The organism is [Enterobacter] lignolyticus SCF1 (assembly GCF_000164865.1).
Classification (GTDB): domain Bacteria; phylum Pseudomonadota; class Gammaproteobacteria; order Enterobacterales; family Enterobacteriaceae; genus Enterobacter_B; species Enterobacter_B lignolyticus.
The window spans coordinates 2,775,533-2,791,500 of record NC_014618.1 but is presented as its reverse complement, the minus strand read 5'-3'; the positions used below and the strand labels follow the sequence as shown (position 1 = coordinate 2,791,500).

The 15,968-nt window shown below is 60.5% G+C and carries 20 protein-coding genes; 8 read left to right on the top strand and 12 right to left on the bottom strand.

From position 1 onward, the window contains the following. Positions 1-145: 145 nt before the first annotated feature. Positions 146-406, top strand: a complete 261-nt coding sequence (locus ENTCL_RS13140) for a DUF2534 family protein (protein ID WP_013366623.1) — start codon at positions 146-148, stop codon at positions 404-406. 91 nt (positions 407-497) lie between these two features. Then, positions 498-1,985, top strand: a complete 1,488-nt coding sequence (locus tag ENTCL_RS13135; protein ID WP_013366622.1) for a GGDEF domain-containing protein — start codon at positions 498-500, stop codon at positions 1,983-1,985. On the opposite strand, the gene ENTCL_RS13130 is transcribed toward ENTCL_RS13135, so the two are convergent. Continuing rightward, a complete protein-coding gene (locus tag ENTCL_RS13130; protein ID WP_013366621.1) occupies positions 1,961-2,968 on the bottom strand; it encodes a sensor domain-containing diguanylate cyclase in 1,008 nt (335 codons plus the stop codon). The genes ENTCL_RS13135 and ENTCL_RS13130 overlap by 25 nt on opposite strands. A 432-nt stretch (positions 2,969-3,400) precedes the next feature. On the opposite strand from ENTCL_RS13130, the gene ENTCL_RS13125 reads away from it, so the two are divergent. Further along, on the top strand, positions 3,401-3,637 hold the full coding sequence (locus ENTCL_RS13125; protein ID WP_013366620.1) for a putative hemolysin: 237 nt from the start codon (positions 3,401-3,403) through the stop codon (positions 3,635-3,637). A 4-nt stretch (positions 3,638-3,641) separates the two neighbouring features. Here ENTCL_RS13125 and ENTCL_RS13120 read toward each other — a convergent pair whose 3' ends face one another. Beyond that, positions 3,642-3,992 (bottom strand): DUF488 domain-containing protein, encoded by a 351-nt coding sequence (locus ENTCL_RS13120; RefSeq protein ID WP_013366619.1) that lies wholly within the window; start codon positions 3,990-3,992, stop codon positions 3,642-3,644. A gap of 161 nt (positions 3,993-4,153) precedes the next feature. Here ENTCL_RS13120 and ENTCL_RS13115 point away from each other — a divergent pair, with 161 nt between their 5' ends. Further along, positions 4,154-4,861 (top strand): CTP synthase C-terminal region-related (seleno)protein, encoded by a 708-nt coding sequence (locus ENTCL_RS13115; RefSeq protein ID WP_013366618.1) that lies wholly within the window; start codon positions 4,154-4,156, stop codon positions 4,859-4,861. 29 nt (positions 4,862-4,890) lie between these two features. On the opposite strand, the gene ENTCL_RS13110 is transcribed toward ENTCL_RS13115, so the two are convergent. Further along, entirely contained in the window at positions 4,891-6,078 is a 1,188-nt protein-coding gene (locus ENTCL_RS13110; protein ID WP_013366617.1) for a CynX/NimT family MFS transporter, read from the bottom strand. Between the two features lie 100 nt (positions 6,079-6,178). Here ENTCL_RS13110 and ENTCL_RS13105 point away from each other — a divergent pair, with 100 nt between their 5' ends. After that, entirely contained in the window at positions 6,179-6,970 is a 792-nt protein-coding gene (locus ENTCL_RS13105) for an AraC family transcriptional regulator (RefSeq protein WP_013366616.1), read from the top strand. On the opposite strand, the gene ENTCL_RS13100 is transcribed toward ENTCL_RS13105, so the two are convergent. Continuing rightward, a complete protein-coding gene (locus tag ENTCL_RS13100; RefSeq protein ID WP_013366615.1) occupies positions 6,954-7,400 on the bottom strand; it encodes a DUF441 domain-containing protein in 447 nt (148 codons plus the stop codon). The two genes, ENTCL_RS13105 and ENTCL_RS13100, sit on opposite strands and share 17 nt — an antisense overlap. Before the next feature lie 207 nt (positions 7,401-7,607). Between ENTCL_RS13100 and ENTCL_RS24040 the strand changes: the two genes are divergently transcribed. Continuing rightward, positions 7,608-7,700 (top strand): hypothetical protein, encoded by a 93-nt coding sequence (locus tag ENTCL_RS24040; RefSeq protein WP_272481308.1) that lies wholly within the window; start codon positions 7,608-7,610, stop codon positions 7,698-7,700. On the opposite strand, the gene ENTCL_RS13095 is transcribed toward ENTCL_RS24040, so the two are convergent. Continuing rightward, entirely contained in the window at positions 7,697-8,197 is a 501-nt protein-coding gene (locus tag ENTCL_RS13095) for a YbaK/prolyl-tRNA synthetase associated domain-containing protein (RefSeq protein WP_013366614.1), read from the bottom strand. The genes ENTCL_RS24040 and ENTCL_RS13095 overlap by 4 nt on opposite strands. An 87-nt stretch (positions 8,198-8,284) precedes the next feature. Continuing rightward, positions 8,285-8,914 (bottom strand): helix-turn-helix transcriptional regulator, encoded by a 630-nt coding sequence (locus ENTCL_RS13090; protein ID WP_013366613.1) that lies wholly within the window; start codon positions 8,912-8,914, stop codon positions 8,285-8,287. Positions 8,915-9,157: 243 nt separating this feature from the next. On the opposite strand from ENTCL_RS13090, the gene ENTCL_RS13085 reads away from it, so the two are divergent. Together ENTCL_RS13085 and ENTCL_RS13080 are read left to right on the top strand one after the other, a co-directional pair. Further along, positions 9,158-9,547, top strand: a complete 390-nt coding sequence (locus ENTCL_RS13085; RefSeq protein ID WP_013366612.1) for a RidA family protein — start codon at positions 9,158-9,160, stop codon at positions 9,545-9,547. A gap of 58 nt (positions 9,548-9,605) precedes the next feature. Next, positions 9,606-10,574, top strand: a complete 969-nt coding sequence (locus ENTCL_RS13080; protein WP_013366611.1) for a threo-3-hydroxy-L-aspartate ammonia-lyase — start codon at positions 9,606-9,608, stop codon at positions 10,572-10,574. A gap of 9 nt (positions 10,575-10,583) precedes the next feature. Here ENTCL_RS13080 and nikR read toward each other — a convergent pair whose 3' ends face one another. Genes nikR through nikA form a run of 6 tightly spaced genes read right to left on the bottom strand, consistent with a single transcriptional unit; the run spans position 10,584 to position 15,901 of the window. Next, positions 10,584-10,985: a nickel-responsive transcriptional regulator NikR gene (gene nikR / locus ENTCL_RS13075; RefSeq protein ID WP_013366610.1), complete on the bottom strand. Its 402-nt coding sequence runs from the start codon at positions 10,983-10,985 to the stop codon at positions 10,584-10,586. A gap of 12 nt (positions 10,986-10,997) precedes the next feature. Further along, the gene (nikE, locus tag ENTCL_RS13070; RefSeq protein WP_013366609.1) at positions 10,998-11,798 is read right to left on the bottom strand and encodes a nickel import ATP-binding protein NikE; all 801 of its coding nucleotides are present in this window, start codon (positions 11,796-11,798) and stop codon (positions 10,998-11,000) included. Continuing rightward, positions 11,795-12,559: a nickel import ATP-binding protein NikD gene (nikD, locus tag ENTCL_RS13065; RefSeq protein WP_013366608.1), complete on the bottom strand. Its 765-nt coding sequence runs from the start codon at positions 12,557-12,559 to the stop codon at positions 11,795-11,797. The genes nikE and nikD overlap by 4 nt, the downstream gene beginning before the upstream one ends. Further along, positions 12,559-13,392 carry a nickel ABC transporter permease subunit NikC gene (nikC, locus tag ENTCL_RS13060; RefSeq protein WP_013366607.1) on the bottom strand — a complete coding sequence of 278 codons (834 nt, stop codon included), beginning with the start codon at positions 13,390-13,392 and terminating at the stop codon, positions 12,559-12,561. Before nikC ends, nikD begins: the two co-directional genes overlap by 1 nt. Next, complete coding sequence (nikB, locus tag ENTCL_RS13055; protein WP_013366606.1) at positions 13,389-14,333, bottom strand: nickel ABC transporter permease subunit NikB; 945 nt, start codon at positions 14,331-14,333, stop codon at positions 13,389-13,391. Before nikB ends, nikC begins: the two co-directional genes overlap by 4 nt. Then, a complete protein-coding gene (gene nikA / locus ENTCL_RS13050) occupies positions 14,333-15,901 on the bottom strand; it encodes a nickel ABC transporter substrate-binding protein (RefSeq protein WP_013366605.1) in 1,569 nt (522 codons plus the stop codon). Before nikA ends, nikB begins: the two co-directional genes overlap by 1 nt. Positions 15,902-15,968 lie beyond the last annotated feature (67 nt).

The following is a 15,968-nucleotide window of genomic DNA, read 5'->3' as shown; positions in this document are numbered from 1 at the left end:
GTGAAATATAGAATGAAAAATGACTTGCAGACAAAGAATATTGCCATTAGTTCAGCGGCGGGCATTAAATAATAAAATTGTTTAATTTTTGCTGTGTTAATGTTACAAATAGCGCTTTAGCACCACTTATCTTAGGGAGATTGGGATGATCCGGGAAAAGCTAAAAACAAGGAACGGCAAGCGTTTCATCATGGCGGTGGCCTTCATTTTCGTCATTGCGGTGATGATCGTTGGGCGGGCAACCTTTGGCGGCGTAGTGCAGGAGTACGATTTACCCTATTCAGCATGGACCACCTCGATGTTCGTGCTGCAGGGGGCCATGGTGCTGGTTTACAGCATTGTCTTTACGCTGCTGTGCTCCATTCCGTTAGGCTTTATTTTGCTGGGCGAGAGCGAGCAAAAATAAGCGAGGCTGGCGCCGTTTTACATGGCGGCGCCGGTACTGTTTCGCTACATTGTTACTGAAAGAAAAGCCAATTTTCCTCAGTGGTGCGGTAGTGAAAAACGTCCAGGATGCATTACGTAAGCGCCAGGCGCTGCTGATTTCAGCGGTTATTACGCTGGTTTGCGCGGCGCTGTACATCATGTTTTCCCATCAGAAACGGTTGACGGACGTCAGCGAGGGAATGAACTCGCTGGTGGCGCAGTTGACCACCGTGTTCAACGATAACGAACTTATCGCCGATGCGACGGGCGTACGTTTCCAGCAAATCAAAGGCAGCAGCCTGTGCGGTAGCCTGACGGATTTTACGCTGCGGGACGCCACGGCCTGGGCCATCAATGGCGACCGCCAGACGATGTCCCCCGGCCAGGGAACGATAGTCTCCCGCGAGCGTAGCGAAAATGCGCGCTGCATGTACGCCGCCGCCGAATTTATCCGCCATAAAATCAACGTGCTGAATCCCGGCTATTCCGCCTCGCACCGCTATATCGTCGCCCACGATGCGGACTGGTTTTACTGGTTTGCGCCTGCCGATTCGCGGCCATTCCGTTTCCCGACGTCGCAGATGGCCAGCAACCCTGGGGCCTATTTTAAGTCGCCGCAGCCTTTTTATGACCGGCTGCTGCAAAAGAACCTCAGCGTCAAGGCCCGCAGCTCGACCGACTTTTACACCGATCGGATTACGGGAGAAAAAGCGTTTAGTATCGTCAGCTATATTTACGATCTTTCCGGGGCGGAGGTGTCTGACAATATCGTGGGGTATCTGGTCTACGATCACTCGCGCCCGGAGCTGGCGAGGGCGCTCCGTGCGGCGTTTCTGACGCGCCTGCCTGCGGCCCTGATGGTCGAGGTGGGCAACCGGCGGACCGGCGAAACGCTGTGTCTGACCAACGAATGCGGCTGGCTGCAGGGAGAGAAAATCCACCAGCTGTCAGAAACATATTATCTTCGTTACGCGCTGCCGGTTTATCTGTTCGCCATCCACGACCCGCTGGCCTGGCGGGCAATTCTGCTGGCGCCGGTTGTCTTTTGGCTGCTGAGCGGGGTGATTCGCCGTCGGCTGAACTATGCGGACATCCGGGTGTACACCGATCCGCTTACCGGCTGTTTTACGCGTAAAATCCTCGATCTTGTGCGCAAAAATATGGACGATCGCGCGGCGGTGATTCTGCTCGACTGCAACAAATTCAAGGCGATCAACGATACCTGGGGACATGAAGTGGGGGACCGGGCGCTGCAGACGATTGCCCGGCTGATCGTAAGCGCAACGCGCCCGCAAAAAGACTGGGTCATCCGGAGCGGGGGCGATGAGTTCGTACTGCTGCTTGAGAATACGCCGCTGGCCGACGCCCGGGAGATAGCGCAGCGCATAGCGCAGCACATTGCCGCAGAGACGTTTATGGCCGACGGTAGCGCGCTGCCGCTGTCAGTGTCCTGGGGCGTTGCGCCCTTTGCGCAGGATCTTGACGCGACGATACAGCGGGCGGATGCCGACATGTACCGCATGAAGATGCGCCGTCAGGAGGCCGCAGCGCCGCGCTGACGTCTCTTTTTATCGGCATACATCGCGGTATCTGCGGCCTGGATAGCCTCTTCGGCGTCCATCTCCTGCGGGTTTGCCATGATGGTGCCGATGCTGGCGCCCGGGTAGTGAATATCGTGTTCTCCCAGCTGATAGTGTCCGCAAATCTGGCGGCGCAGCCGTTCGATAAAGTCGGCCTGCTGCCCGCTGGCGGGGATTTCACAGGCGATCAGGAACTCATCGCCGCCGAGACGGCCCACGACATCATTACTGTCCGTCAGCGAGGTTAAGCGCTGGCCAACGTCAATCAGAAAATCATCACCGGTCCGGTGGCCGTAGCGATCGTTAATCTCTTTGAAATCATCGAGATCGATAAAGGCGATCAGCACGCGTGACCGGTGCTGACGGGCCTGGCTGAAAAGTGTTTCCAGCTGCTCATAGACCGCCCGGCGGTTAGCCAGCCCGGTGAGAACGTCGGTATAGGAGTAGGCGACCAGCGCGGTGTTCGCTTCCCGTAGCTTCGCCACCAGCGATTCCCGTTCGATGCAGCTGGCTATCAGGCTGGCGAACAGCTGCAGCACGTGCTCGCTGTTGACGCTGAAGCTGTGCTTATCGCGGCTGGTGGCGCACAGTGTGCCGTAAAAGGTCCCGTCGGTCAGATGCACCGGCGTGGTGAAATAGGTGGTGATGCCCAGCGCCTGCGCGGCGTGGCACTCCTGCCAGCGCACGCTGACATCGTTGGCGAAAAAGCAATTTTCATCCATGGCGCGTTTACACAGCGTGTCGTCCCAGGGGACGGAAAAACCCTCCGGGATCTGCAGTTCGCTGCTGTTTCGCGCATACAGCACGTGCTGCACGCGCGCGCTTAGATCAACGTTGGTGAGGTACGTCGACTCCATCCGGGTGACGAGCTCAAGCATTTCCAGCAGCTGGCGCACAAGGCTTTCAAGCGAGTGTTCGGCATTGAGGGCTTGTGAAACGCGGGCAAGAATAATATCTGACATAACCTGTACGACTCCCGTGGCATGATGGTTCGTCATGGCACGCTATGCTGGAATTTTCGACTACCCGAGCAGTGTACAACATCAGTGTATCAAAATTAATATGTTGCCGCGGGAAGTGGGAGTCGGTACTAAAAAGCGTAAAAAAAAGACCCCGCCGGGGTTGGCGGGGAAAAATACTCATTGATTATGGAATGATGTGTTCTCCGGTCAGCGCGAGAACGAGGCTACTCTACGGGAGAAAAGTGCAGGTAAAATGAAGAAATCGTGGAGACTATAGCCTAAATAATTCGAGTTGCAGGAAGGCGGCAAGGACGTGAGTCCCCAGGAGCCTACTAAAGTAAGTGACTGGGGCGAGCGTTCGCAGCCAACGCACATGCAACTCGAAGTATGACGGGTATAAACGCAAACTGGAAGGATAGAAGGAATGTGCAGATGAAATATACCGTTGTCGTTTTACCGCTGCTGCTCGCCGGGTGCGCGCCCTCGCCGGATGCACCGCCGCCGCCCGGCGTGGGGATGGCGAATCCGGCGTCTGTCTATTGTCTGCAGCAAGGCGGTACGCTCAATCCGGTGCAAACCCCGCGGGGCGTGCGGACGGAGTGTAAGCTGCCCCGCGGCGAGGTCATCGACGAGTGGACGCTGTACCGTCGCGATCACGCGCCGCGCTAACCGCTCAGGGCGCCAGGCGGCTTAGCCAGTCGGCCAGCACGAGGGCGTGGTTTTGCTGCGTATTTTTTGCCGCGTACAGGAGCGTCACGGGCTGCTGCTGCGCCAGACGGGCAATGCGCTCGCCCTCCGCCTGGTTAAGACGCAGCTCGTCGCGGTAGTGCTGGCTGAATGTGGCGAAGTCAATGACCTCGCCGTGAAAAGCCTTACGCAGCTCGGCCGACGGCGACAGCGCCTTTGCCCATTCATCGTGGTTCAGCGCATCCTTTTTAACGCCCCGCGGCCACAGACGGTCAACCAGGATCCGGTAGCCATCTTCTGCGCTTACCGGATCATAAACACGTTTACAGCGGATCATGACGCATGCTCCTGTGAAGTTCCCGGATACCAGGTTAAACCAATATGCCGCAGCAGGGAACGTTCGCCGCCTGCTATTTTAGGGGATTGCCGTCGCGGCTGTTTCCCGGTAGTCTGAGGTTCCTTGTGTTGCCCGTAAACTACACGACATAAGGACCCTTCATGGAACACGCTGCGACTAAAAATACCCTGCGAATTGCGCTTGTCGGCGACTTTAACCCGGACGTCATTGCACATCAGGCGATCCCTCTGGCGATTGACGATGCCGCCGCCGTGCTGGAGCTCACCGCCGATTACGACTGGCTGGCGACTGAAGAGATCCAGAGCGCGGAAGACCTGGTCGGCTATGACGCGGTCTGGGTGGTTCCCGCCAGCCCCTACAAAAATGCGCAAGGCGCATTTACCGCCATCCGCTACGCGCGTGAAAACGGCCTGCCGTTTCTCGGCACCTGCGGCGGCTTTCAGCATGCGATAGTCGAATATGCCCGCAACGTGCTGGGCTGGGAAGATGCCGGGCATGCGGAAACCGACAGTGACGGCAGAATGGTCATTGCGCCTCTGGCCTGCTCGCTGGTGGAAAAGAGCGACGCCATTGAGTTACGGCCGAATACCCTTATCGCTCGAGCCTATGGCCGCAGCGCCATCGAAGAGGGGTATCACTGCAGCTATGGGATTTCGCCGCTGTTCGCCGCCGAACTGGAAGAGGGGGCGCTGCGCGTCACCGGCTGGGACGATGAGGGCGAGATTCGCGCGGTTGAGCTGATCGCGCACCCGTTCTTTGTCGCGACGCTGTTCCAGCACGAGCGCAGCGCGCTGGCCGGTCGCCCGGCGCCGCTGGTGCAGGCGTTTCTGCGCGCGGCGGCAAACTGAAAAATGGCCGGGTTAACCGGCCATATCGTTCAGCGGCTCGCTATCTCCCGATCCCGCCCGGCGAGTCCACCGAAAACGGCCATCAGCAGTGAAATTACGGCGACCGCGGCCAGCGGGATGCGCCAGTCGCCGCTGGCGTCATGGATTTTGCCCATCAGCGGCGGTCCGCAGGCGGCCAGCAGGTAACCGACCGACTGCGCCATTCCGGAGAGCGCCGCCGCCTGATGCGCCGACCCGGCGCGCAGCCCGATAAAGGTCAGGCCGAGGATCATTGTCGCCCCGGAGCCAAAACCGAAAATCAGCGTCCACAGCACCGCCTGTTCCGGCAGCAGCCAGTAGCCCACCGCGCCGATGGCGCACATCAGCGCCACCAGGATGGCGATGCCGCGCTGATCGCGCAGCTTATGCAAAATGAGCGGGATCAGCAGCCCCGGCGCCGCGGTCGCCAGCTGCAGCAGACCATGCAGCGACCCGGCCTGCGCTTCGCTGTAGCCGCGGCTGATAAGAATGGCCGGCAGCCAGCCGATAATGACGTAATAGACCAGCGAGTTAATCCCCAGAAACAGCGTGACCTGCCAGGCCAGCGCGGAGCGCCAGATGCCCTTATCGTGCAGGCTACGCGCGCCGGTAATCTGCACGGCAGGCGGGCTGCGCCACTGCGGCAGCCACGCGATCAGCGCCAGCAGCGGAAAGGCCATCAGCGCCAGCAGCGCGCCGTGCCAGCCGAAGCCGCTGAGCGCCAGCGGCACCACCAGCGCCGAGCCGAGCGCGGCGGCGGCGCCCATGGTCAGCGAATAGGCGCCGGTTATCCGGGCGACATGGCCGGAAAAATCGCGTTTGATGAGCCCCGGCAGCAGCACGTTGCCCAGCGCAATCCCGCTGCCGATCACCGCGGTGCCGATAAACAGCAGCGCTGGCGATGGCAGGGAGCGTACGGCAATGCCAAGACAAATCAGCAGCAGCGCGGCAAACAGGCTGCGCTCAATGCCGATGCGCCGCGCAACACCGGCCGCCAGCGGCGAAATCAGGCCGAAGGCCAGCAGCGGCAGGGTGGTCAGCAGGCCGGTCTGGGCGGTCGTCAGGCCGTAGTCGGCGCGAATCGTATCCAGCAGCGGCGCCGCGCCGGTAAAGGTGACGCGCAGCGTGGTGGCGATAAGCAGAATGCCGACAAGCAGCAACAGGTTTCGCTGGCGCGAAGAGGGTAACGCAGTATGCATGGTGTTCTCAGTTCATCGAGGGGGAGCGCTACGATAGCGTTTTTCCTTCCTGCTGGAATCAAGCTAAAATGACAAATTATCGCTAATATCGGACAAAAACATGATTGGACTTGGACTCGGCGGCTACGAGCCGGACCTCTACCACGATCCCGCCGTCGCGTTTCGTATCCAGGTGGCGGCGGATGAACAGCTGATCCCCGAACACCGGCATCGCAAAGGGCAGCTGATTCTGGCGCTGCGCGGGGCGATTACCTGCGAAGTCGAGAATGCAATGTGGATGGTGCCGCCGCAGTACGCCGTGTGGATCCCGGGGCAGGTGCCGCACAGCAACCGCGCGACGCCCAACGCCGGGCTGTGCTTTTTATTTATTGAGCCGGGGGAGGCGGCGATGCCGGCCCGCTGCTGCACGCTAAAAATCTCGCCGCTGGTTCGGGAGCTGATTTTATCGCTGGCGGAGCGCGACGGCGCCGGGAGGGAACAGCCGGCGACGCAGCGTCTGATTCAGGTGCTGTTTGATGAGCTGCCGCAGCAGCCTCAGGAGCAGCTGCAGCTTCCGGTGTCGGCGCATCCGAAGATCCGCCTGATGGCCGATACCATGGCCGCCGAACCCGCGCAGTGGCAAACGCTGGGGCAGTGGGCCTCGCATTTTGCCATGAGCGAGCGCAACCTGGCGCGTCTGGTGGTGAAGGAGACCGGGCTCAGCTTTCGCCGCTGGCGGCACCAGCTGCAGCTGATACTGGCGCTGCAACTGCTCGTCCGAGGCCAGGCGGTGCAGCAGGTGGCGCAGGCGCTGGGCTACGACTCGACGACGGCGTTTATCACCATGTTTCGCAAGGGCCTGGGGCAAACGCCCGGGCGCTATCTCAGCGCGCTGACTACGTCTTCCCGATAAGCAGGGACACCAGGCCTGCGGCGATGAGCGGCCCCACCGGCACGCCGCGAAACAGCGCCACGCCCAGCACGGTGCCGACCAGTAAACCCGCCACCAGGTGCGGCTGCGAGCCCATCAGCGTTACGCCGCGCCCGCCAAGCCAGGAGACAAACACCCCTACGGCGATAGCCACCAGCGAACGCCAGTTCATGAACGAGTGAATAAGGGTGGAAGGCGGCAGCGTGCCGCTGGCGATCGGGGCCATGACGCCGATGGTAAGGATAATGATCCCGACGCTCAGCCCCTGTTTTTCAATCCACGGGAAGAAGGTATTCAGCGGCGTTACGCGCACGATAATCAGCACCAGAATCGAAACCGCGACGGTGGTGTTATGACTGATAAAGCCCAGCGCCGCCAGCCCCAGTAAAATCAGCAGGGTGGTATCAAACATTGCAGGAATCCTTGCCAGAAATAAAAAAAAGTAAGCCTGCTTACTGTACGCGCAACGGCGTGAATGAGCAGGCTTTTTTTTCCGGCGCGGGCGTCGTTTTGCAAACGGGAAAGACGAGAAACCTGACTGTCATTCGTTTGTCATCAGAGAGGAGAACAATCGTTTCTGACTCCTGTTTTTAGTGGAGATACGCAGGTGAACGATCCGATGTTGATTGAAACCGTGGTTATCGCCAGCGTCTTTATCGGCGTAGCGTTGATTCTGGTTGCCTCAGTCCTGTTGCTCGAACGGATGGGTTAATCCGCGCGGCAAAATTTTACCAGCTGCGGTTTCGCGATACGCAGGTAGTCCCGTGTGTCCATCACAATCGATTTTTCCAGCGAGCCCGCGTTAAACGCAATTTCGGCGAAACGTTCAAACAGCAGCGGATCGGCAACCAGCTTCAGGGCGGGATGGAAGCTGAACGGCGGGATCGCGCCAAACACGCAGGCGGTCAGCTCATCCACTTCCGCCGGGCTTGCCAGCGAGGCCTTCAGCCCGCCGAGATGCTCCGCCAGCAGGGCGAGGTCGGCCTGACGATCGGCGGCGAGGATCGCCAGCACGTGCTGCTTCACGCCGTTGCCTTTCACCTTACAGACCAGCGCTTTCGCACCCTGACCCAGCGCGGTGCCGCGCACCTCCGAGACGGCTTCACATTTGCCGATGGCCTCGTGTTCCATCACGCGAAAACGCGCCCGTTCAGCGCTAAGAACGTCCAGCAGGTGCTGGTGGATATCGCGGGAGGCAATTGCAGTCATGTTAACTCCACAAGAAGAGAAGACGGGCCATCAGCATAGTCCCGAGGGGGAAGCCGGGCAACCGATGGGTTTCGAAAAATGAAGCATTTAGCTGCACTCTTTGGCGTAAAGATAAACGGTGGCCCGGGATACGCCCAGGTGGAGCGCGATGGTATCCATCGATTTTTTTACATCCAGCAGCCCGTTTTCCTTCAGCTCCTGCATCAGCTGCCTGCGTTCGGGCGCTTTGAGCGCGCGCGGCGTTGTCGCCAGGCGTGCCGCGAAGCGATCGATACGCTTCCTGATGGCTTCTGAACCGCCGGGCTCAAGGTGTTCGGCGATCGCCGCCGGGGACACGTCAGTGAACTGCTGAAGGGCGCTTTGCATCCCCCGGAACAGAGACATGTCCACGTTCAGGCAGAGCGCTGCGACGTACTGGCCCTCATCATTTTTGATGCCGACAGAGGTACTCTTTACGGGGCGGCCATCCGAAAATGTGTTCGCATAGTTTGAAATGACGCCAGGAAATTCCGGCGATGCGATTCTGGCCAGGCCCAGTTCGGTTGCGGGGTCGCCGACGTCTCTCCCGGAAAGATTGTTGTAGATGGCAAGGATCGCATGCTCCGGATTGCTAAGGTCATGCACCACCACCTCGCAGAAAGGGGCGAAGGTTTCACTCAGCCCCTGCGCAATGTTACTGAGCTGCGACAATAAGGACGCATTCTGATTGTCCGGCATAGGAATTCTCGTGGTTAATTTATCTTCGGCAGTATCCCCTAAAAGGCGCATACCATCCACCTTCTGTCCAGGGCTCGCCCTCAATGCTGCTGGCGCACGCATTTTTGATGCGGGCAGTTTCAGAAAAAATGAATTAGACATTTTGTCTTATTATATATATTTTGTTTAATAAAAGCGAATGGCGCAAGATGAGCGTCTGCGAAGCGTATTTCTGGCAACGAACTGACAACAGGACGCAACGTGATGACTGACATTGTTCTTAATACCTCCGAAAGCTGCCCGCCAGCAGGACACTATTCGGCAAGCTGCACCGCGAGGGGGATGGTCTATGTCTCAGGCCAGCTGCCGATTACATTCAGCGGAGAAAAGCTGACAAACGCGCCTTTCAGACAGCAGGCGCGCCAGGCGCTTGAGAATCTGGATGCGTGCCTTGCCGGCGCGGGTACCTCCCGCGCCAGGCTGGTGCAGGTTCGGGTTTACATGACCGATATTGCGCAGTGGCCGGAATTCAATGACGTTTACGCTAAATGGATTGGGGAGTTTCGTCCTGCACGCGCGGTGGCGGGCGTCAGCACGCTGCATTACGGTCTGGCGGTTGAGGTTGAAGCCATCGCGCTGGCGCCTGACCTCTGAGCCTCGCGGGCTTCAGACAGTTGCCGGATCCGATTTTTACTCATCAAAGGTTAACGCTATGAACAAACAGATCTTACCTGATTACCAGGACGTTGCCGCCGCCGCCGATCGCATTGCGGGCCTTGCCAACGTAACGCCGGTGATGACCTCGCGCACCGTTAATGAAGAAATGGGCGCTGAGGTCTTTTTCAAATGTGAAAACTTTCAGCGCATGGGCGCCTTTAAGTTTCGCGGCGCCATGAACGCCTTGCAGCAGTTCAGCGAAGAGCAGAAAAAGGGGGGCGTGGTAGCCTTTTCTTCCGGTAACCACGCGCAGGCGATTGCGCTGTCCGCACAGCTGATGGGCATTCCCGCCACTATCGTCATGCCGAAAGACGCCCCGGCCGCGAAGGTCGCCGCCACGCGGGGTTACGGCGGCAACGTGGTGATGTATGACCGCTACACCGAAGACCGCGAGCAGATTGGCCGCGACCTGGCGCAAAAGCACGGCATGACGCTGATTCCGCCTTACGATCATCCGCACGTGATTGCCGGGCAGGGCACCGCGGCGAAAGAGCTATTTGAAGAGGTCGGCGATCTGGATGCGCTGTTCGTCTGCCTGGGCGGCGGCGGTCTGCTGGCCGGTTCGGCGCTTTCGGCCCGGGCGCTGTCGCCCGGATGTGCGGTATATGGCGTTGAACCCGAGGCCGGTAATGATGGCCAGCGGTCGTTCAGAAGCGGCCGCATTGTCCATATTGAAACCCCTACGACGATTGCCGACGGCGCGCAGACGCAGCATCTTGGCGAGCTCACCTTCCCAATCATTCAGCAGAAGGTGGACGACATTCTCACCGTTACGGATGAGGAGCTGCTGGTAGCCATGCGTTTTCTGGCAGAGCGCATGAAAATGGTGGTTGAGCCGACCGGCTGCCTCGGTTTTGCCGCCGCGCGAGCGCGCCGGGAAGCGCTGAAGGGTAAGCGCATCGGCATCATCATCAGCGGCGGAAATGTTGATATCGCCCGTTACGGCAATTTTCTGGCCGGCTGAGCCCGCGGGCTATTTCTCCAGCGGTAAACACTGTAAATGACCGTGACGCACCCCGCGCTGGGCGATGACGTTATCGGCAAAATGCTGCACGTCGCCCATATCGCCTTTGAGCACGGAGATTTCCAGGCAATCGTCGTGATTGATGTGCACGTGCAGCGTGGAGACGGACAGGTCGTGATGGTGGTGCTGGGCGGAGACGATACGGCTGGCCAGGTCGCGCTTCTCATGCTCATACACGTAGGAGAGCACGGCAAAGCCCTGGGTGCCGTGCTCCTGCATGGCTTCCTGGGCCAGCGAGGCGCGCAGAATGTCGCGAATCGCTTCAGAGCGGTTATGGTAGCCGCGGCGCTGGCTCAGGCTGTCCAGTGTTTCCAGTAAATCGTCATCAAGGGTAATGGTGATACGTTGCATCTGGCTTAAACCTCATGGTGCGGCGCGTAGGCGCACGGGAAATGCGGGAAGTACCGCATTTTGTAACACACGCCCGGCCTCAGAGGAAAACGTTAATCTGTCGCCAGGAGTTTGCGCCTCAACAATTTTACCGGCGTCCATCACCAGCACGCGGTGGCAAAAACGCTCCACCAGACGCAGATCGTGAGTGATGAACAGGCAGGCGGTGCCGAACTGCTGCTGCAGCCTTTTGAGCAGACGAATGACGCCCGCCTGCAGCACCAGGTCGAGGTTAGAGACCGCTTCGTCGAGAATCAGCAGCTTCGGCTCCACCGCCAGCGCCCGCGCCAGGCAGACGCGCTGGAGCTGCCCGCCGCTGAGCTGCGGCGGACGCTGGTCGAGAATGTCGTCATCCAGCTCCACCGCGCGCAGCATCTCGCTGGCGCGCGTCAGCTGTTCCGCCCGGGTGAGCGACAGGAGGTGGCGCATCGGTTCACGCAGGATCTCCCGCACGGTTTTGCGCGGATTCACCGCGCTGATCGAGTCCTGAAACACCATCTGGATTTCGCGGCGGAACGCTTTTTGCTGGCGGCGGTTCAGCGCCGACAGCGGCTCGTCGCGCCAGAGGATACGACCACGAGTTGGGGACTCCAGCCCGACGATAAGCCGCGCCAGCGTGCTTTTTCCGCAGCCGCTGCGGCCCAGCAGGGCAACGGTTTCGCCGCCGTTCAGGCTGAACGACACGTCTTCCAGCACCGTCTGGGGCAGGTGCCTGCCGCCGAGGGCGGAAGGGAGATAGCGGTGAGAAACCGCAGATACCGTGATTAAGGTCATGAGGCAATCTCCATACCGTACAGCGCGAGATGCGCCGAAATCAGGCGGCGCGTAACGGCATGCGACGGCGCGCGGAACAGGGTATCGACATCGGCCTGTTCCACGATGCGGCCATTGTCCATCACCGCGACGTCATCAGCCAGACGCGCCACCACGCCCATGTCGTGGGTCACCAGCAGCATACCCGGCGCCCGGCTTTGCATAATGCTGTCCAGCAGGTCGAGAATGCGCGCCTGCGCTACCACGTCGAGGTCGGTCGTCGGCTCGTCGGCGATGATAAACGGCGCTTCGGACAGCACCGCCATGGCGATCATCATCCGCTGCAGCATGCCGCCGCTCATCTCAAAGGGATAGCGCCCCAGCACCCGCGTCGGCTCTTCAAGCCCAACGGCCTCGAGGGCCGCGATCAGGGTGGCGCTGTCGGCGGGTTTCCCCAGCGCCATGCAGGTTTCCCGCACATGGGTCGCCATGGTGTGCAGCGGATTAAAGGCGCTGCGCGGGTTTTGCATTATGGTGGCGATGCGCGCCCCGCGAAGCGAAGCGGGAGATACCGGTTCGCCGTCCGCCAGGATGACGCCCGCCGTCTGACGCACCCCGGCGGGCAGCACGCCGAGCGCCGCCGCGCAGGTCAGCGACTTTCCGCTGCCGCTGCCGCCGACCAGCGCCAGCACGCGCCCGCGGGTGAGCGACAGCGATACGCCGTGCACCAGCGGCCGCCCGGCCTGCAGTACGATATTGTGGAGATCGATACGTTGCGGCATCAGTGGGCATGCTCCGTGACCAGATGAGGATCCAGATGATCGCGCAGGGCGTCACCCACCATGTTAAAGGCCATCACGCTGATGAACAGCGCCAGCCCCGGCCAGAGCATCTGCAGCGGCTGGGTCCAGATATACTGGCGGGCGTCGTTAATCATCACCCCCCATTCGGCGGTGGGCGCGGTTACGCCGAGGCCAAGGAATGACATCCCGGCGACGTGCAGCATCATATGGCCGATATCCAGCGTCGCCAGCACCAGCAGAGACGGAATGGCCGCGCCCGCCAGATGGTCGATAAAAATGCGGATATGCCCCGCACCGGAAAGCCGCGCGGCGAGCACGAACTCGCGCTGGCGCAAGGAGATAACCAGGCTGCGCACCATACGGGCATACCAGGCCCAGTGCGAGAGGGCGATGGCGATAATGACGTTGGTCAGCCCGGTGCCCAGCACGCCCACCATAAAGAAGGAGAGAATGGAGGTCGGGAAGGTCATAAACATATCCGCAACGCGCATGGCGGCCTGATCGACGCGGCCGCCAATCAGCCCGGCGCTGCCGCCGACGATAAGCCCCATGGCGAGCACCAGCAGCAGGCAGGCCATCACCGAGCCGAGCGAGACGCGCGTTGCCGCCAGCAGGCGCGAGAAGATGTCGCGCCCCAGATGGTCGGTGCCCAGCCAGTGCTCGCTGCCCGGCGCCAGCAGACGGGAGGGCAAATCAATGGCCTGCGGATCGTACGGCAGCCACCACTGGCTGGTCAGCGCAACCGCCGCCAGCAGTACGATGGCGAGCAGCGCCAGCCGCACCGGCCAGCGCGCGGAGAGAAAAAAGGTCATGCATGCGCTCCTTCATGACGGCGAATGCGCGGATCCAGCGCGGCGTTCAGCAGGTCGACGGTCAGATTGCAGACGGCGAAGACCACCACCATGATCAGCGTAAAGCACTGGATAACCGGATAGTCGCGGTTGAAAATCGCCGATACCGCATAGCGGCCGATGCCCGGCCAGGCGAAGATATTCTCAATGATCATCGTTCCGCCGATAAGCTCGCCGATATGCATGCCGACGGCGGTGATCATCGGCAGCGACGCGTTGCGCAGGATGTGGCGACGCTCGGTTTGCCTGTCGTTAAGCCCGCGCAGGCGGGCCCAGGTGACATGCCGCTGCCCGGCGACGTCGAGCATGCTGGCGCGCAGCAGGCGGGCGTTAATCGCCAGCGACATAAAGGCAATCGACAGCGCAGGCAGGATGATGTGCTGCCAGCCGCCGTAGCCCATGGCCGGCAGCCACTGCAAATGCACCGAGAAGAGCATCACCAGCAGGAAGGCGAGCCAGAAGTTGGGCATCGACACGCCGAGAAAGGCGATAAGGCGTACGGCGAAATCGGGCAGGCGATCGCGATGACGCGCCGCCCAGATGCCCATCGGCACCGAGGTCAGCAGGATCAGCGCCAGCGCCGCGCCCGCCAGCTGCAGCGTGGCGGGCAAAAAATTCAGCACATCATCGAGCACCGGCCGCTGGGTGGCGAAAGAGAGGCCGAAATCCAGATGCAGCGCGTTCCACAGCCAGCGGCCATACTGGGCAATCAGCGGCTGGTCCAGCCCGAGCATGACCCGCGTCGAGGCCACCATCTCCGGCGTCGGCGGCAGGTTGGACAGCCGCAGATAGTCAAGCGCCGGGTCGCCGGCGCCCAGCCGCAGCAGCAGGAAGATAATCACCGATGCGGCGAAAACCATCGGGATAAGCAGCGCCATGCGCCGTAACGCGTAGTGCAGCATCAGGGTTTCACCGGGGTAATCTGTTCGAACGGAATTTCGGTAGCCACCGGCGCATACGGGATCGTACCCAGCGCCGGTTTGGCGACCACCATCATGGAGATGTAGCTGATGGGCAGATAAACCGCATCATTGTGCAGGCGCGTCAGAATATCGCGGTACAGCGCCTGGCGCTGCGTTTCGTCGGTGGTTTCCAGCACCTCGCTAATCTTTTTATCAATCACCGGTTTGTCGGCTAACCCCTGCTGCGCCTGATAGTCGGCGTGGGACGGCACGCGCATTGAGCTCAGAAAGGCGTGCGGGTCATACGGCGCGCCCCAGGTGCGGTTGAAAATCATGCCGAAGCGGCCGTCGCGCTGGCGGGCGTAAATACTGCTCTCTTCCTCACCGATCAGCGCCACCTCCACGCCCACCTGGCGCATATCGGCCTGAATGATTTCCGCCATCGATTTGCTCAGCGCATCGGTGCCGATAAACGCCAGCGCTATGCGCAGCGGCTGGCCGTTTTTCTCGCGAATGGCTTTCCCCGCAGGCCGCACCCAGCCCGCCTGTTCCAGCAGCGCGTTCGCCCGCTGCGGGTCGTACTGGCGCGGCTTCAGGCCGATGTCGGCATAGGGGACGGCGGGGGAAAACAGCGTGTCGGCCACCTGCTGGGTGCCGTACAGGGCGTTGTCGATAAGCGACTTTTTATTCACCGCATAGTTCAGCGCCTCGCGTACCGCGAGCTCGTCGGTCGGCGCTTTGGCGGAGTTCAGCGCCAGCATCACCGTCTCTATCGGCGAGGAAAGTTGCGTGCGATACGCCGGGTTCTGGCTGAACCGCGCGAACGTGTCGAGCGGCAGCAGCCCTTCGTTGCCGTACAGCAGGTCAATATCGCCGGTTTCAAACGCCACCGCGCGGGTGGTGGGATCCGGGATAACCTTCACGGTCACCTGGCGAATCTGCGGTTTTTCGCCCCAGTAGCGGTCGTTACGCACCAGCACGTCGTACTGGTTCGGCTTTGACGCCTTCAGCACCCACGGTCCGGTGCCGATGGGCGCCTGAATTCCGTTCATGGTCTCGTTATTTTTAAACTGCGACGGGGCGATAAAGCGAAAAGGCCGGGGCAGGGAGAGTTCCTGCAGGAAAGGGTAGTAGGCGCTTTTCAGGGTGATTTGCAGCTCGCTTTTGCTGAGCGCCTTTGCATCGACTATCCGGTTCGCCAGCTCAAGCCAGGCGTGGCGTTTGCGGTTATCCAGCACGGCGCGAAAGTTCTCCGCGGCGGCCCGGGCGTCAAACGGTTCGCCGTTGGAGAAGGTAACGTCGTCGCGCAGAGTGAACACCCAGGTTTTACCGTCCGCCGAGTGCGTCCAGCTTTTGGCAAGCCAGGGCTTCACCGAACCATCCGCCTGATACTTCACCAGCGGTTCATACACCATGCTCTGGGCAAACATCTGGTTGGGGGTGTACAGATGCGGGTTGAGCGGCCCGACGTTGACCGGCCATGCAGTGGCGATTTCGTCGCGGGCGGCGTAAGCCGCGGATGTAGCACAGAACAGGAGCGCCAGTAGCGAACGGCGGAGGTGGTTCACGGTGATTCCCTCAGAGGATAAAAGTGTGACAAAAAGTGTGATGATTTTAGTAATTCGTCATACTAAA

Coding starts and splice junctions, on each gene's coding strand:
- ENTCL_RS13140 (WP_013366623.1), top strand. CDS start 146: ATGATCCGGGAAAAGCTAAAAACAAGGAACGGCAAGCGTTTCATCATG.
- ENTCL_RS13130 (WP_013366621.1), bottom strand. CDS start 2,968: ATGTCAGATATTATTCTTGCCCGCGTTTCACAAGCCCTCAATGCCGAA.
- ENTCL_RS13125 (WP_013366620.1), top strand. CDS start 3,401: ATGAAATATACCGTTGTCGTTTTACCGCTGCTGCTCGCCGGGTGCGCG.
- ENTCL_RS13120 (WP_013366619.1), bottom strand. CDS start 3,992: ATGATCCGCTGTAAACGTGTTTATGATCCGGTAAGCGCAGAAGATGGC.
- ENTCL_RS13115 (WP_013366618.1), top strand. CDS start 4,154: ATGGAACACGCTGCGACTAAAAATACCCTGCGAATTGCGCTTGTCGGC.
- ENTCL_RS13110 (WP_013366617.1), bottom strand. CDS start 6,078: ATGCATACTGCGTTACCCTCTTCGCGCCAGCGAAACCTGTTGCTGCTT.
- ENTCL_RS13105 (WP_013366616.1), top strand. CDS start 6,179: ATGATTGGACTTGGACTCGGCGGCTACGAGCCGGACCTCTACCACGAT.
- ENTCL_RS13100 (WP_013366615.1), bottom strand. CDS start 7,400: ATGTTTGATACCACCCTGCTGATTTTACTGGGGCTGGCGGCGCTGGGC.
- ENTCL_RS24040 (WP_272481308.1), top strand. CDS start 7,608: ATGTTGATTGAAACCGTGGTTATCGCCAGCGTCTTTATCGGCGTAGCG.
- ENTCL_RS13095 (WP_013366614.1), bottom strand. CDS start 8,197: ATGACTGCAATTGCCTCCCGCGATATCCACCAGCACCTGCTGGACGTT.
- ENTCL_RS13090 (WP_013366613.1), bottom strand. CDS start 8,914: ATGCCGGACAATCAGAATGCGTCCTTATTGTCGCAGCTCAGTAACATT.
- ENTCL_RS13085 (WP_013366612.1), top strand. CDS start 9,158: ATGACTGACATTGTTCTTAATACCTCCGAAAGCTGCCCGCCAGCAGGA.
- ENTCL_RS13080 (WP_013366611.1), top strand. CDS start 9,606: ATGAACAAACAGATCTTACCTGATTACCAGGACGTTGCCGCCGCCGCC.
- nikR (WP_013366610.1), bottom strand. CDS start 10,985: ATGCAACGTATCACCATTACCCTTGATGACGATTTACTGGAAACACTG.
- nikE (WP_013366609.1), bottom strand. CDS start 11,798: ATGACCTTAATCACGGTATCTGCGGTTTCTCACCGCTATCTCCCTTCC.
- nikD (WP_013366608.1), bottom strand. CDS start 12,559: ATGCCGCAACGTATCGATCTCCACAATATCGTACTGCAGGCCGGGCGG.
- nikC (WP_013366607.1), bottom strand. CDS start 13,392: ATGACCTTTTTTCTCTCCGCGCGCTGGCCGGTGCGGCTGGCGCTGCTC.
- nikB (WP_013366606.1), bottom strand. CDS start 14,333: ATGCTGCACTACGCGTTACGGCGCATGGCGCTGCTTATCCCGATGGTT.